Source organism: Paucidesulfovibrio gracilis DSM 16080 (genome assembly GCF_900167125.1).
GTDB lineage: Bacteria > Desulfobacterota > Desulfovibrionia > Desulfovibrionales > Desulfovibrionaceae > Paucidesulfovibrio > Paucidesulfovibrio gracilis.
Genome location: NZ_FUYC01000003.1, coordinates 396,214 through 411,995 on the forward strand (window position 1 = coordinate 396,214; position 15,782 = coordinate 411,995).

The 15,782-nt window shown below is 50.9% G+C and carries 13 protein-coding genes, 1 other RNA gene and 1 riboswitch; of the genes, 3 read left to right on the forward strand and 11 right to left on the reverse strand.

Features of this window, described 5'->3' with window-relative positions; translation table 11 throughout:
- Positions 1-173 precede the first annotated feature (173 nt).
- The 4 genes from B5D49_RS06190 to B5D49_RS06205 form a co-directional block, all read right to left on the reverse strand.
- Positions 174-1,487, reverse strand: a complete 1,314-nt coding sequence (locus B5D49_RS06190; protein WP_078716786.1) for a TRAP transporter large permease — start codon at positions 1,485-1,487, stop codon at positions 174-176.
- Positions 1,488-1,489: 2 nt separating this feature from the next.
- A complete protein-coding gene (locus tag B5D49_RS06195) occupies positions 1,490-1,987 on the reverse strand; it encodes a TRAP transporter small permease (protein WP_078716787.1) in 498 nt (165 codons plus the stop codon).
- A gap of 88 nt (positions 1,988-2,075) precedes the next feature.
- Complete coding sequence (locus B5D49_RS06200) at positions 2,076-3,086, reverse strand: TRAP transporter substrate-binding protein (RefSeq protein WP_078716788.1); 1,011 nt, start codon at positions 3,084-3,086, stop codon at positions 2,076-2,078.
- A gap of 2 nt (positions 3,087-3,088) precedes the next feature.
- Positions 3,089-3,724 (reverse strand): TetR/AcrR family transcriptional regulator, encoded by a 636-nt coding sequence (locus tag B5D49_RS06205; protein ID WP_078716789.1) that lies wholly within the window; start codon positions 3,722-3,724, stop codon positions 3,089-3,091.
- Between the two features lie 187 nt (positions 3,725-3,911).
- On the opposite strand from B5D49_RS06205, the gene B5D49_RS06210 reads away from it, so the two are divergent.
- The gene (locus tag B5D49_RS06210; RefSeq protein WP_078716790.1) at positions 3,912-4,334 is read left to right on the forward strand and encodes a bactofilin family protein; all 423 of its coding nucleotides are present in this window, start codon (positions 3,912-3,914) and stop codon (positions 4,332-4,334) included.
- A 73-nt stretch (positions 4,335-4,407) separates the two neighbouring features.
- Here the strand turns inward: B5D49_RS06210 and cobI are convergent, their stop codons facing one another.
- From cobI to fsa, 7 genes are all read right to left on the reverse strand, one after another.
- Entirely contained in the window at positions 4,408-5,133 is a 726-nt protein-coding gene (gene cobI / locus B5D49_RS06215; protein ID WP_078716791.1) for a precorrin-2 C(20)-methyltransferase, read from the reverse strand.
- A gap of 2 nt (positions 5,134-5,135) precedes the next feature.
- Positions 5,136-6,023, reverse strand: coding sequence for an ABC transporter substrate-binding protein (locus B5D49_RS06220; RefSeq protein WP_078716792.1), 888 nt, complete (start codon positions 6,021-6,023; stop codon positions 5,136-5,138).
- A complete protein-coding gene (locus B5D49_RS06225) occupies positions 5,992-6,843 on the reverse strand; it encodes an ABC transporter ATP-binding protein (protein ID WP_078716793.1) in 852 nt (283 codons plus the stop codon). The genes B5D49_RS06220 and B5D49_RS06225 overlap by 32 nt, the downstream gene beginning before the upstream one ends.
- Positions 6,840-7,820 (reverse strand): FecCD family ABC transporter permease, encoded by a 981-nt coding sequence (locus B5D49_RS06230; RefSeq protein WP_144019208.1) that lies wholly within the window; start codon positions 7,818-7,820, stop codon positions 6,840-6,842. The genes B5D49_RS06225 and B5D49_RS06230 overlap by 4 nt, the downstream gene beginning before the upstream one ends.
- Before the next feature lie 81 nt (positions 7,821-7,901).
- Entirely contained in the window at positions 7,902-8,930 is a 1,029-nt protein-coding gene (locus B5D49_RS06235) for a sirohydrochlorin cobaltochelatase (RefSeq protein WP_234990638.1), read from the reverse strand.
- Positions 8,931-9,129: riboswitch (cobalamin riboswitch) on the reverse strand. It abuts the gene before it with no gap.
- Positions 9,130-9,199: 70 nt separating this feature from the next.
- The gene (locus B5D49_RS06240) at positions 9,200-11,446 is read right to left on the reverse strand and encodes a tetratricopeptide repeat protein (protein ID WP_144019211.1); all 2,247 of its coding nucleotides are present in this window, start codon (positions 11,444-11,446) and stop codon (positions 9,200-9,202) included.
- 1,697 nt (positions 11,447-13,143) lie between these two features.
- Entirely contained in the window at positions 13,144-13,809 is a 666-nt protein-coding gene (fsa, locus tag B5D49_RS06250; protein ID WP_078716798.1) for a fructose-6-phosphate aldolase, read from the reverse strand.
- Positions 13,810-14,109: 300 nt separating this feature from the next.
- Between fsa and B5D49_RS06255 the strand changes: the two genes are divergently transcribed.
- Both B5D49_RS06255 and ssrA read left to right on the forward strand, forming a co-directional pair.
- Positions 14,110-14,943, forward strand: a complete 834-nt coding sequence (locus B5D49_RS06255) for a DUF4198 domain-containing protein (protein ID WP_078716799.1) — start codon at positions 14,110-14,112, stop codon at positions 14,941-14,943.
- A 164-nt stretch (positions 14,944-15,107) separates the two neighbouring features.
- Positions 15,108-15,501, forward strand: a transfer-messenger RNA (tmRNA) gene (ssrA, locus tag B5D49_RS06260).
- Positions 15,502-15,782: the final 281 nt, after the last annotated feature.

Here is a 15,782-nt window from a genome sequence, read left to right on the forward strand (position 1 = left end):
GTTGCTGTTGCTCACTTTTTCTTCAATCGCAGGATAGCCCGTATTCCCAGCCCTTGGCAAATTCCCTTGAATGCTGGTCCCACCAGGAGACAAAACAATAGCAATGCCGGACAGACGCACATGGAAGGCAATCTGTCCGGCAGTATGCTGAAAAGAAAGGCAAGGCATGCAGACTAATACATAAGACCCGGCAACCAAAGAATGATCTGCGGAAACACGAACAATAGAGAGATCCCCAAGGCAATGGCCGCCAGAAACGGACCAATGCCTCGGAATATCGACTCCAGCCGAATTCCGGTTCGCAATTGTTGCGTAATCCCATAGACCACATAAACATTGATACCAACAGGCGGCGTAATGACACCCATTTCCGTGACGAGCACAATGATGATCCCGAACCAGATCGGATCATACCCTAGACTCTGCACCACAGGGTAAAAGACCGGAATGGTGAGCATGATCAAAGCCAGGGAATCCATGAAACAGCCGCCGATAAAGTAAATCAGGACAATCACGGCCATCACGGCAAACGCAGGCAAGTCAAACCCTGCCACCCAGGAGGCGATATCAAAGGGGATACGCGTCACCGCCAAAAATTTGCCGAAAACCACGGCTCCGGCAATAAGAAAGAGCACCATGCAGGATGTTCGCAACGTCTCATGCAGCGACTTAACCAAGGCCTTCCAGGTCAGACGGCCGCGAAAAAAAGAAAGCAGGCTGATGCCGATCACTCCTACGGAGGCTGCTTCCGTAGGAGTAAACCAACCTTGAAACATACCGCCAATAACCAATAGAAACACTATCAATGTGTCCGAAAGGCCAGACAGAGAGGCCAATCGTTGCCTCCAGGAGCACCGTTCCCCTTTGGGTCCCTGTTCCGGCGAACGCCGACAAACAAGCCAGACGGCACCGATGAAAAGCAGGGTGAGCAGCAATGCCGGAAAAATGCCTGCCACAAATAATTCGCCAATGGATTGCTCGGTGAGCACACCATAAACGATGAGCACGACACTAGGGGGCATGATCATGCCTAATCCACCGCCGGAAGCGACGGACCCGGCGGCCAGGGAATCCGCATAGCCAAAACGCTTCATCTCGGGAATGCCCACAGTGGCCATGGTGGCCGCCGTGGCTGGACTTGATCCGCAGATTGCCCCGAATCCAGTGCATGCCGTTACAGTCGCCATAGCAAGCCCACCGTTCACATGGCCGAAAAAACGGTATCCGGTATCATAGAGCTTTCGGCTAATGCCACAGTTGAAAGCAATCTGTCCCATGAGGATGAACAGTGGAATGGTGCTTAAATCATAGGAGGCAAATGCGGAATAAATATTTCGGGATAAAAGGTTCAGTCCGCCTTTGGGGGAGATCAAAAGACTGAAGCCCACAAACCCAACCAGCGTCATCACGTAGGCAACAGGCATGCGTGTCATGAACAGCACGAGCATGAACGCAATGCCCAGAATGCCGACAAGAGTGGGATCCATGATTACTCCTGACGTGTTTCGGGTGAGGCGGTAAACCATGTTACCACGTCCCGCACCAAATGGAGGGTGAAGATCAGAAAACCGAAGGCAAGCACAAACACGACGAGATATTCGGGAAAACCGAGGTTCATGGAACGGACCCCGGACGTTTGCATGGTCAGGCCGTAATCAACCATCCGCCAGGCGACTACGGCAAAAAGTCCCAATGCTGCTGACGTGGTGATCAGGTGGATGATGTCACGGACCTTTTTCGGCAAGAATCGGACAAAAATCTCCACACCAATATGGCTTCGATGCCAGTGGGCTTCGGGGAGGCTGAGACCGACAACGAGTACGGCAAGCATGGTCACGATTTCTTCGGAACCGAAGAGAGGGGAGTCCCAAAACCGCCCCACAACATCGGTTCCCGTGACTAGCGCCATAGCGCAAAGAGCTGTTGCGGCCACAGCGCGCATCACTTTTCGCATACCAGACAATGCGGAAAACAACGATTGCAGCATGGAACCTATTCCTTCCAATGTATATCCGTATGAACAAGATACGGGCAGACCCAAAAGTCTGCCCGCTTCAAATTAAAAGCAGCAACGCTTAACGCAGCTCTTGGAGCGCGTCGCGGGTAAAACGTAAAACAGCGTCTCCATCCACTCCCCGGGCGGACACTTCATCCACGTATGTACGGAGCAGGGGAGCGGCAGCATTTTGCCAACGCTCAGCTTCCTCAGCAGCAAGCGGAACAATCTGATTACCTTGCTCAAGAAAAGCTGCTCGACCAACCTTGTCCGCCTCATCCCAGGCCTGTCCGTGCTTGGCGATCCACTCGGCATTAACTTCCTGGATAGCTTTCCGCACGTCGTCCGGCAGGGATTCCCAGCGGTCCTTGTTCATGACCACAAAAAAAGTCGTGGTGTATCCAGTGGAGTAGCTTTCGGTCATGTAGTCCACGACCTCGGCCATTTTCCACCCTTTGTTGGTTTCAACGGGATACATACCGCCATCGACCACGCCTTTTTGGATGCTTTGATACGCCTCGGGCATGGATTGCGCCACGGGAGTCCCGCCAAGAGCTTGAACGAGTTGAGCACTGTTTCCAGTTGCCCTGAGCTTGAGTCCTTTGAGCTGCTCCAGGCGGGTGACCGAAATTTCCCGAGTATGCAAAAGACCCGGACCATGAGCGTTGAAATACATGACCTGCACATCCTGCAGTTCCTGCGGTTGAAAATGCTCATACACGCTGTTGGCGACCTTGGTGGCCTGCATCCCCGAGGTGTATCCCAAGGGTAAATCCACAGCAGCCATGACCGGGAATCGACCTCGGGAGTAGGCCAGGGCGGAAAAGCCGATGTCTGAGATACCCTCTACCACGCCGTCATAGCATTGTTTTGCCTTTGTCAGCGTGCCACCAGGATAGTAATCAATACGCACCTGACCGTCAGTACGGGCTTCAACCTCCCGACACCATTGCTCCGCAAGCTGTGACTGCACATGGGTTGGAGGGAAAAAACAACTGTAACTCAGGCGAAACTCACTGGCGTGCGTGGGCAGCACCCATAAGGACAACAAAACAGCGAGGCATCCTGTCAAAAGGGTACGGGGTCGCATGATCACTCCTTACATTCGGGCGTTCGGGCCGGGAAGCCCAGTTGATCGGACTCAGGAAAGCAGTGCGCCCGGGCAAGAAGCAGGGCAGCCCGGCGAATGTCTTCACGGTCCAGCACATTGGTTTGTAGAACGTTTTGAATCAAAAAACCTTCGAACAGCGCGGTATTGAGAGAACCAATCTTCTCAGGCGGCACATCGGTACAAACAAAATCTCCCAACAGTTTGGAAAAGATATCATTTGACAACCTGTACTTGCTCCGATTCAGCTCTGTCTGAAGTCGTTCATCACGAGAAGCATGAATCGTAAACTCCAAAAAGACCTTGGACCAGTTCATATCATCCATAATTGATTCAAGAAAATCCCATATAACGTGAAAAACTTCTTCAAACGATGAAGCCTTTTGAATCTTTTTTGAACGATCACGACGGTATTGGTCCATCTTGCGTTCTAAAATTTCCAAAAAAATATCGTCTTTACCCGGCCAGTGGCTGTAAAAACTCCCCTTGGCATAGCCGGCAGCCTTGGTGATCTCGGAAATGGTCGTGGCGGCAAATCCTTTTTCACCAAACAAACGCATGGCGCAGACCAACAGCTCTTCTTTGGTCTGACGACTTTTTTCCTGCTGCCTGCGTGCCATGTGCGCTCCGTCCTTTGGTCAAAAAGTGACCGATGGTCATTTACTGACCCTAGGTATGAGCTTTTTCCTATGCTGTCAACAGGAAAAAATCACAGAAAAACAGACTATAAACATTTTCGAATTATATATCCGATACTGACAATCAAAAGAGCTTGAAGAAACACAAAAAGATGACTAAAAAATAATCATGAAAAAGCATGACGCGCTATGCATTCTTGGTAAAGGGAGCCAATGGAAAGGGCTACTCGAGTTTGAAGGATCCGGAACAATTGATTCTTTTTTTGAAGGTGACATACGTACAAGGGGACTTTTAACCATTGGCCCGAATGGAAAAGTGGCAGGCAGCCTTCAAGTTGGCGAATTGGAAGTGTACGGCAAAGTGGAAGGGGATGTTCAGGCCGAGCGAAAAGTGCTCTTACGTGACGGCGCAACCTTGACCGGCAACATAGATTCCCCTTGCCTGGCCAGTGAAGAAGGGGCTTCATTTACCGGCAAATTGAACATGCTTAGCGGAAAGGGCAGTCCGAGAGCTCGCCGCACAATGCTCGTGCGCCCCGCCCCGGCATTGCCGAAAGAAGCGGAGCGCCATCTATCTGACGTGGCTTCATAAACCAACGAGCAAGGGAAGGCGAAACACTTTTCCCTAATGGAATGGCCAGGAAAACTATTGTAGGCCGAGACGATCAAGCAGGTTTTTCATAAGAATTCGCTAAAAGTAATGTAAGATAGGTGGGGTCTTCAACAAGGTTTTCAATTCCTCGACAAATTTTCTCTCGCTCCAAACCAATGCGACTTGCATACACGCAGTCATGCGCCATGTTATTGTGTCGCAACTGGTCGCGTATGACTGTAAAATTCTTATACGCCTTGAGAATTACAAAATTTCCCTTTTGCGACAACGTCTCGGCAAGAGCGTCTTCCGACATGGTCCCCGCAAGAATGTGCAAAGGCTGCTCTCCTTCAGCCAGAATTGTTTGCGTCAGTGCTGCGGCCTGCTGGAAAGAAGTAATGCCGGGAATAATCTCCACAGGGTAATCCGGGTACGCACGGCGCAAGGTCCGCAAAATGTACCCAACCGTGCTATACAACAGCGGATCCCCCAACGTAACAAGAACAACGTCCTCTCCTTTGTCCAGGCACTGCACCAACTTGTGGGTATTTTCTTCCCAGGCATGCTGCAACACTTCGACATCATTCGTCATTGGGAAACGAAGCCGGCGCACCTCAACACCTTCTCGCAGATGCGGACGCATAATTCCCTCCGCAACGGAAAATCCGTTTTTGCTGGAGGAACTTGCAAAGATATGCTTTACGCGACGTAAAACCTGCACAGCCTTCAACGTCAACAAATCCGGATCGCCAGGGCCGACACCGATACCGTACAAAGTTCCTTTGGATATATTGGTCATTATTATTTCAACTCCATTGCTTGATTTCTTTCATAAAATTCAGGGAATAAATCAGGATACAGAATCCCGGCCAAACGTTCTACGGCATCGACGTTCCGAGGCCCAGGACGGGAAAACATCTGTTCATCCACCTGAAAAACTTGTCCGGCTTGCACGGCAGGAAGCGAAGCAAAACGGGATGAACTCCGTACGTCCACAGGAACGGGATTCATCGGCCCTTGCTGTGACAGGTAAACCTCAGGAGCAAGACGAAGAAGCTCCTCTTCACTGAGGCGTACCAATCGAGAGTGGAGGGTCACACAGTTTTTACCGCCCGCATGCAAAATAATGTCGTTTACGATGGATTTCTGCCCGGCAGCCAACAAATTTCCGGACCGAACTTCAAAAAAGACTTGAGGCGAACCATTTTTCGGCAGACGTTGCCGCACCGCCTCAAGACGCCGACGCATCTGCGCAACCAATGCTTTCGCCTCTTTCCCTGCTCCTGTGAGATCCCCAATTTTGTTTATCATCGCAAAAAGCTGCACAAAATCAGACACATGAAAAACAGCAACTGGAATGCCAAACCGTTCCAAGGCTTGAACACTTTGCAATGCCGCGCTTCTTCCTCCCATTTGCAACACAAGGTCCGGCTGCATCCCGACAATGCGTTCCACATTGGGGCGCATGTGCGTCCCGATGCAAGGAAGCTCACAAATTTGGGGCGGAACTCGATCCGCCTTGGTTCGAGCTACAATCCGATCACCAAGATTCATGCCGTAAAGAATTTCATTGAAGGCACCATAAAGCGCGACAACACGCCGGGCAGGACGCTCCAACAGCACGACTTGTCCCCGATCGTCCGTAATTCTGATGCTGTCAGCATGGACTGTGATCACTGGAACGATCATGCTCCAGCAGACCAGAACGAACAGGACTCGGCATGGCAAAGGCCTGGGGGGTTCCCGTTCCGGGATGAACACCGATCTTGATTGTCGTTTCATAAAGCTCACTCAGGGTGGATTCGGAAAAAAGAGGCTCCACCGGCCCATCATAGGCTACCCGACCATTCTTCAAAAAAATGATCCGGGTACAATACAGTGCCGCCAGATTGATATCATGCAAGGCCACAACCGTAGTTGCGGCCTCCAGCTCGCGGACCAAATCAAAACAGCGTACTCGCCAAGCCATATCCATGGCAGAAAATGCCTCATCAAGAAGTAACAGCCCTGCCTGCTGCGCCAAGGCACGTGCCAACAGGACACGCTGCAGTTCACCGCCGGACAGTCCGTTCACAGTACGATTTTGCAATTCAACCGTTCCCGTGGCTTCCAAAGCATGATCAACAACTGCCTCGTCCTCAGCATCGGCATGCCCCCAAAACGGGAGATGGGCATGCCGCCCCATGGCGACCATGGTTCTAACGCGTAATCCAAAGAGTGTTTCCACACGTTGCGGCACCACGGCGCACAACCGGGCAACCCTGGCTGGCGACAAATCTTCGATTGGGATCCCGCTAAGAAACGCCTGACCGTTCCGCGCTTTCAACGCACCACAAATGCCAGATAAAAGAGTACTTTTTCCTGATCCATTGGGACCGAGCAAGGCAACAACCTCGCCTACGGCCAGCGAGACATTCACCCCATGGAGAACGCAAGAACGTGAACCATAGCCCAGCGACCAATCGTTGCAGGTGAATACCGGCGGGTTGTGGGGGATGGTCGAGGTCATCTTGAATCCCCCCGTTGCTTTCGTAATAGAAAACAAAAAAACGGACCACCCAGGAGCGCTGTAATCACCCCCACGGGAAGCTCCGCACCGCCGGATAGAATCACCCGGGCAGCCACATCAGACCAAACCAGCAGCAATCCGCCAAGCAGAGTGGAGTGGAGTAGAAGGGGTCCGTGCTCCGCACCGATCACCAGCCGCACCATATGTGGCACGACAAGCCCCACAAAACCGATGATTCCGGCTACAGCCACACCAGCGGCCGTTACCAATCCGGCACCGCCGAGCAAAATCACGCGGACACGGGTTGTAGACACTCCGAGCTGTCGGGCTTGTCGCTCGCCCAAAGAGAGAATATCCAACTCACGGGAATGTAGAAACATGACCACCAATCCTACCAAAGAATAAGGTAAAACCAGCAAGACGTGTTCCCAGCCCCGGCCCTGGAGGCTCCCCATAATCCAAAACACTATAGCGGAAACCGATTCCTCATTCAGCGCCTTTGAAAGGGAAATACAGGCCGACAGGAATGTGGATATGACAATTCCCGCCAGAACCAATGTTTCCCGTCGCAATCGGCCACCGATGCTGCCCAAGGCGATCACCGCCACAAGCGCAACAAGAGCCCCGAAAAAAGCAGCCACAGGCAGAGCCACAACACCGAACAGACCCGTGACGCCGGCAAGCCCAAGGGTAATGGCCAAGGATGCGCCGAATGCTCCTCCACTGGACACGCCCAATGTGAACGGATCCGCCAGAGGATTGCGCAACAACCCCTGAAAGACTACTCCCGAGGCTCCCAGTCCCGCACCAATGATCCAGGATAGACAAATGCGGCTGAGCCGAATATCCCAAATAATTGTGGCACCGGGAGAGTCGGCATTGCCTTCGGACAAAATGGAAACAACTTCATGAAAAGGGATGGGAAAAGCTCCGGGAAAAATCGCCAAGAACAGCGAAACGATTGTCAGTACGATCATTCCCAAGACAAAGCCTGGGCGGTGATCACTCCTTGCTATCTTTCTTTTTCCCGGAGCTTCCATATCTTGCCTTCTCAGAGGCTAGCGCAATTCTTCCAGGGCGTGATCAAGATGGTCCACCCAAATTTGAACCACGTTGTCAAACTCCGCACTTCCTTTAAGGACGGGTGTACAGTTGACCCCATCCGCAGTGAGGATCGAAATCCAGGAGTCCTCTTCAGGACCAGCCATATCATTGCGTGCATGATCCCCGGCAACAGACATGAAAGGAACGAGCCATGCCTTATGCACATCGTTTTTTTTCAGTTCAGCACGTACTTGATCCAAGCTCGGAGAGCCTTCGACCGTACCGATAAACGCAAGGGGGTCGCGCGCCCGAAGAATTTCCTGCATGGCTATATAATAGACGTTGCCCGGATGATGGGTTCCATGTCCCATGAACACTACGGCTTCATCCGAGGTGCGGTCCTCGGGTACATTTGCCAGCATCGCCTCAGCGGCTCGCTCCAGATCCGCTGTCACGGCAAGCAATGGAGCACCGACGCTCAGATGGGCAATGCCTCCGGGGAAACGAAACGCGTTCACCGTTTGCAACAGGCCATGAAATTCTTCTCCGGGAATAGTGTGCAACGACTGAACCGCAACGTGCGTAAATCCACTGTCAGCCATAGCCGCCAATGCCTGCATCGGAGACAGCAAATCTTTGCCTTCGGTCCGAGCCAGTTTCTCCCGAATGATATGCGATGTGAATGCCCATTGCACAGGGATATCCGGGTATGCCGCATGTACTTTGGCCTCGATGTTCCGGAATGAGGCTTGTGCCTCGGGCATGCTGGAGCCGAAAGCAACCAGAAGGATGCCGAGTTTTTCTTCCTCGGGAACCGCAGACCCGTGTGCCGACGATAAACAGGGAAAGCTGACCACAATCGTGACGAGTGCCAAGGTCAGCGCAGCAAGCGAAGAGCGAAATTTGAAACCGAACTGCATGAATCCCTCCCAACGAGAGGGGGCTGTTAAGGAGAACATACAAAAAATCCCTTGCGGGGCAATGCACGCAAGGGGCTGTCTCCTATACTGCTTTTGCGACAATAGCCCCGTGTCGAAAAGCATTATCCGAGGAACCAATGGGCAGGTTTTCCGGCTTGTTCCCCGCAATCTCGGCCTTCCCAAACGAGCGTTCAGTGACCACAATTGGAATGAGATACGGTTTACAGAACTTACGGCGGCGGGTCCGCTCCCGATTTGCACGGGATTCCCTTTTCATTCGCCATGTCTCAGAAAGGCGAACACCCACTTGAATATGTATGTCAGGCAGAGGAAAAGAGTCAAGGGCATCTTGCCCCAGCCTTAGGCGGGGGCAAGAAATCCAGACGATACTATCAAAAAGGATAGGGAAGGGCGCCTGCGCCTGCCTCAACAGGTTTCCCCATTTTCCCCTCAATGCTCTCTAAACGGGCCTTGGCAGCATCCCTTTGCTTTGTGGTTTCCGCATTTTTAATCACGGTACGCAATAGCCGGGCTGCAGGTTCATATTCCTGTCTATCCTCATATATGCTGGCGGACCGATACATGGCGGTCAGAGCCCACATGCTCTCCTGTGGGTATTGCCAGGCAAGCTTCAAGTAGTGGTCCAAGGCTTGATCGCGATTCCCCAGGGCAGCTTCCCCTTCGGCGAGATAAAAAAGGATTTCCGCCTGCATGGCCGTATCAAAGGTATCTTTCTTCTCCCAAAGACGAAGCAAATTTTCCTTTCCACCTTCAAGGTCGCCAAGCTGCTGCATCAAAAAAGCAATCTTCAACCTTGTAATATCGGAAATTGGCTCTCCAGTTTCCAACAGACGCTGGTACGCGGCATAGGCAGCGGCCATGTCCTCCTGTGCCACCTGAAAATCCGCCAAGACTTCAAGTCGACGGGCCAGCAGCCTGCGATCCTCAGGCTGTTCCGGGACCATGTCCAGATAGTAGCCAGCCAGACGCAACTGTTTTGCCTTTACGGCCTTATCCGCTAGAAACAAGGAACACTGCATTCCCAGGGCATGCTGAGGATAAAGATAGGCAGCTCTACGTGCTAAGCCCGTGGTGGGATTCGCCTCCCAGAGAACTTGCCACGAAGCCAATACCAATTCACGATCCAAAGGCCATTGCGTAAGCATGGTCTGCAAAAGTTGTGTAGAGCCGGGTTGTACCCAGAACGGGGCGGAGTGAGGCTGATCAGGAGAATTACCGGCAGCACTGGCCAACAGGGAGAGAAGGCGGTTAACAGGCGCTTCGGCCAGAGACTGAGAAGAGACGTGCGATACAGGCAAATGAAACCAAATCATCCCTGCAAGGCGTAATGCCAATGGAAGCTCCTCGACCTGGAGGGCATCCCACTCAGCGCGTGCCGAAGAAGCATCGCCGACAGAAAAAGCCAGTCCAAGCCGCAAAGGTCCGACACCATCCAACGGCTGAGAGTCAGGAAGCAGCTTTTCGGCTTCGCCGGATTGGAGCAGTTCATTGGCTCTGAAGGCTCCGAGTACAAGCAAATTGCTGGCAAAAACGGACAACCGGTGGTCTGAAGTGGAATATATCCATTGCCCTCTATTATTCAACAACTGCTTTAAATATGTATCCTGAACAAACGCCAATGCCTTGGGGTACTGTCCTTCCTGGTACAAATCCGCGTGAGACGCAACAGTCTTTCCGTCCAGCACCGCGCAGACATCGCTCCAAAACGTTCGAAGGCTTTCATTAGAAATTTGCTCCAAAGGAACAGTGGCGTCAGGCACTCCCAAAGCGGTCCGTGCCAATGCCTGAACTATGCAGCTTCGGTCCCTGCGCTGCACAAAAAAGACTTTGTTTTCGCGTTGATCCTCCGCGTTTGAAGCTCCAGTAACCGTTTGGTTAAAAACGGATTTCGCCGTACCCCAAAACGAGACATCCGGCCATGCCACCTGACCGACTTCAAGCATCTGTTGAAGAAAAGCCTTTTGTGCTTCTCGATTTACGCTATACGTAGAGATATATGTCCAAAAAAGGTTACGAAAAACATCAACCCAAATCGTATTCAATTCATATTCCGCTTGAAACACTTTTGGCACACGTTCCTGAGGAAGTGATCCAGCCGCCCGAACAAACCAAACAACAGCCTTGTCCGGTGCCCCAAGCGCCCGGAGCGCCTGCCCTCCATGCCACAATCGTCGAGCCTCCAAGGAACGCTCCTCAAAAGGCGGAGCACTTTCTATAAGCTGCATAGCCTTGGACGGTTGGGCTGCCTGGAGAAGATTTTCAATACGGCGCAGGATCGCCTGAGGCCGTTCATCCTGACCAGCATACACGGAATCCAGCTTGTCCCAGGCGCGATACCGTTCCAACCAGTCTTCATACGTTTGATCGTTAACATTGCGGGGGGGGGAGGGAGGTGCAACGCCATCGTCAGAAGCTTCCAAAGCAGGCTCACTCTCAACTTCCACAAAATCAGACTGTTCTTCCGCAAGAGGAGAAGCCTCAACGACTTGTGAGGTGGTTTCCGTATCCAACGAAGGCTCTACGCCGGAAGTTGTTGGCCCACCCAATACCAAGTGAGGGCAACAAACGGCCCCGGCAAGAATCATCAAACAAAGGAAACATGCAAGATAGCGATGCATAGTCGAATTATCCCCAAAAACGGCTCAGGTTGCATTTTTTCAATTTCAAAGTCCTCAACCCCACAAACTTGAATTCAAATCGTTTAGACTCAAAAAGAAAGAAGTGTTGTTGCAAAGAGCGCCCCAATAAATCGAGTTGTTGAGGTATACGTGGGATAGGTTCTTGGCACAAGTTGCGGTCGGATGAGGCCTTTAAATGAAATAGAAAACTAGAAACATTTTGTTTATCTGTAGAGCATAAACTTGTCAAGTTGACAAGCAGACAGCGTTGGCCGAGTCAAGTAGACACATAAACTTGACAAAAAAAAGGGAGAGGTTGCTTTTAAAGCGCTTAAACGCGGAGTAAACACCGACAGAGAGGCCCTCAACTAGGTGATTTTGAATGTGGGTCCAAAAAAGGAGAAGCTGGGCCAAAGGGATCTCCTTCAACTTTATGAGTAAACAAAAACAGCCAGCCATTGTTGAAATTGGACGGCACACTAAATGTATATCTAAAATTTACATCCGTCAAGCGAGTAATTAGGGATCGCCACTCAGCGGATAGACTTACATGGACATCTCATCAAATACCCCTTTGTGGGGATGTTTTTCAATGCAATCTCATTCATTTTTTGGCCCAATAAGCTGGAGAGCGCACCCTCATTGTGCCTACAGGCAAATAAAAGTGGTCTCGTATGAAGATTGTGAGCAACAATTTTGCCATGACGCTGCTTTTACCAAGTTTCACGCCTGCCAACAGATCAAGTCACTCTTCACAACACAGCCCAACACGAGAGGACAGGGAACATTGTCAAAATCCTTTTGTCGAGTGACAAAACCAGAGCCAGTACATGAACTTGACTTGCCCCCTCTCTTAAAGTAAACATGTCAACCCACGCAACTAAACACAATTGCGACTTCATGTGAAAATCCACTTTATCACGAGTTGTTCTTTAGTTGACCAAGTTGACACGTTGCACACATATTCATGACTCACCAACAAAGCGCAAGAATCCTGGAGCGCAAAATACATGATGGATTTCCGTACCCTCTCTCGGAACCAACTGTAGTGGCCCAAAGAATGTGCGCTCTCTCGCTGAAAGAGCGGGGCTTGCACTGATCTTGCTTAAAATATGTCCCAAATCACGGCACGACAATGGGCTTGGCTCCCGCACCAGAAGCCGAATAGCCTTTGGCATCAATCTTTCATAGGCCAACTCAACGGCCCGATGCTGCAGTGGAGTGCATGGTTCACGACGAATCGAACAAATCTACTTGCTGTGTCTAAATTTTTGGCATGCCGCAAAGGCACCTTACCGGTGTGCACCTTCAAAAACATCGTCGGGAAAGCTTTTTCCCATTTTGTAAGAGAGTTGTAAGGACGTTCGACTTGCCGGTCACTTCCTTTTTTTTATGTCAAAAGTTTACATAATATACATTATGAGACCAACATATCATACAAAACCTTCCTATATTTCATAGTCGCGCCCCCCTCCAAGCAGTCAAAAGCTCTTAGCCCTTCCTGCCTAAAGGTAACGTTCCAGATGTCTCCCGCGAAAGTAGCAGCAGGCACAAGTTCTTTTTCCGGTCGCTGAAGAGCCTTGGTTGTTTTTCCCTACAGTGGGATTTTTACGGTTGCCATTCTGTCCACCGCCTATTCTCCACCCCCAATCCCCTGATCCAGCGAAATACGCTCAGATTTAGCTCTAGATCGTTTTTTAATATTCTTGTGGCCCCTTATCCATTTCCAAATTATAAATTGCTTCTCTAAAGGTTGTCAGCCCTTGCTCTGTCAGTGGATGTTTAAGGAGTCCCATCATGACCCCATACGGTATGGTGGCGACATGAGCACCAAGCAATGCCGATTCCAAAACATGACGGGGTGAGCGAATACTGGCAACCAATATCTCGGTAGAAAATTGATATGTGTTAAAAATTGTCACCAATTGACGTACAAGCTCCATCCCGTCATGGGCGATACCGTCCAGCCGCCCAACAAAAGGACTCACGTACGCAGCTCCGGCCTTCGCAGCCAGTAAGCCCTGAAGCGGTGAAAAAACCAATGTCATGTTCACGGCAACATCATTTTGGGACAACGTCCTGCAAGCCTTCAATCCAGCCTGAGTACACGGGCATTTTATTACGACATTCGGCCCCAGCTTCAGCAAGTTTCTTGCTTCTTCAAGCATCGATTCATATTCTTCTGAAAAAACCTCCAGACTGACCGGCCCCGTAACCTCGCGACAGATGCGAGTGGCCAGCCCGCGCCAATCGTCGTCTTCCCGTGCCAGCAGCGTCGGATTTGTGGTCACGCCATCGACCAAGCCGTAGTCGCAGGCTTTTTTCACTTCTTCCAAATTTGCGGAATCAAGAAAAAACTTCATAGGTTCTTCTCCGTTTCATCATATATGATTATATCCTGCCTCCATGGAACCCATCATACTCACGTAGCCCAATTGTCGTCAAAACATCCCACAGCATAAATCGCTTCAAAAAAAATCGGCTTATTAAACCACTGTTGGAAACGGTCACATGTCCTCGACTTTGATAATTTGCATCTTTTAGATCTGTCTTTATTGATTTTGATGCTCATTTTCAATACCAAGTACGGGTGTTCAGGTGGAATACAATGTCTCGGAAATTCCCTCACCCCGTAATCATGCAAAGGATCGGAAGGAGAAACAATGCGTCAATTTTTTTGGTGGACATTGCTGATCGTACTGATACCGGCCAGCGTTTCAGCACACTCCCTATTTATTCAGTCAGGACGACACCATGTGCATGCTGGCAAGGGATCGCCCCTTTTCTTCTGTTATGGTCACCATTTCCCTGTTGACGATGCGGTTCGTCGCGGTAAGTTGTCCTATATAAAGATAATATCCCCACAATCTGAAATCAGAGATGTCTCACTTCGTGACGAAAAATGCCTGCATTCCTACATCGTGGACTATGATCAACCAGGCACCTATGTGCTCACCGCGGAAACGACACCTGGGTATTTTACCATCTGGCACGATACCAAGGGCCGCAAACGTCACAGCATCAAACCTATGAGCGCAGTCGCAAAAAAAGCCGCAACAATCGACACCAGTCTGCGCAGCAGCCAATGGGCCAAGTCATATGTAACTTGTGACGCCCCCTCCCCTGTTTTTCCCGGAAATATCGGATTACCACTAGAATTGGTTCCGAGTAGGGACATTACCCAGGTCAAGCCAGGAGAATCCATCGAGATTAAAGTGTATTCCAATGGGAAACCCTATGCCGGTCCCGGCTATTGGGACGCCACATACGATGGTTTTTCAACCCAGGCCGAGGATATGTATATCCCTCGTACGAAAATTGAGGATGGAATCTTCCTGCTGCCAGTGGATGTTCCGGGTAGATGGTTTGTTCGTTTCTTTACAAAAACAGAAACGGCAAAGGAGTTTCAGTCTGAATGCCGACATGAAAAGCGGACTGCAACCCTTGTGTTTCTCGTTCCCAATGAACGCAAACGGCCCAAAACAGATAGCCACTGACGGCCCACGGTACAGCAGGCCGTATGCCATCAAACGGCCTGCTGTACCGTGTTCATTATAAATAGGAAAACCGCACTTGTTCCTTCTTCATTTGTAACTTTGCGATGTTTCCCCTTGCCAAACGCACTTCAGATCATATAATTAATCTATCCGCTCATTGACATGGGGGCGCCCTGGTTTCGACGGAGATGCTGAAGCCAAGGTCGCAGGTCGGGGATGGCCGTTGGCCCCGTCATCAATTCGGCCAGGCACACAAATGCCAACAATGACTACGAATACGCTATGGCTGCCTAGTTTAACTAAGCAACTGTAGTTCCAGGGCATGACCCTGGCGGCTCTCCGGGCCTACGCCCGATAAACCGGAGTTGTCGACGACACCCCTCGGGCTAGCGTTGTACGGTTGCACGTCCCGTATCGTGCGAAATCTTAGACGAGCTGGTCACATCGGCGCCTGTTCGTGGGCAACCTTTGTGGCGAGAATAAAAACACGGACTAAGCCTGTAGAAGCCTTGCGCGGATCGTTTTCGGACGGGGGTTCGATTCCCCCCGCCTCCACCAAATCCAAGCCCCAGAACATCTCAAAGAGTCTAAAAGTCCTCGAAATTCGTGGGCTTTTTTCATTTTTATTGCCTAGTAACGTCTATTCCAATCTGTTGACGTACCCCCAGATTGTTTTTTTTTGGAGTAGATGGCCCTCACACAAACCTCGATCCCCTCACAAAGAGGACGACAATGAACCTGAACCCACGCGTGGGGGGAACACCATGTGCGCGTCTACTACTGCGCCCAGTACGGCGGTTCATCCCCACGGGCGTGGGGAACACGTTGTCCACGAACAG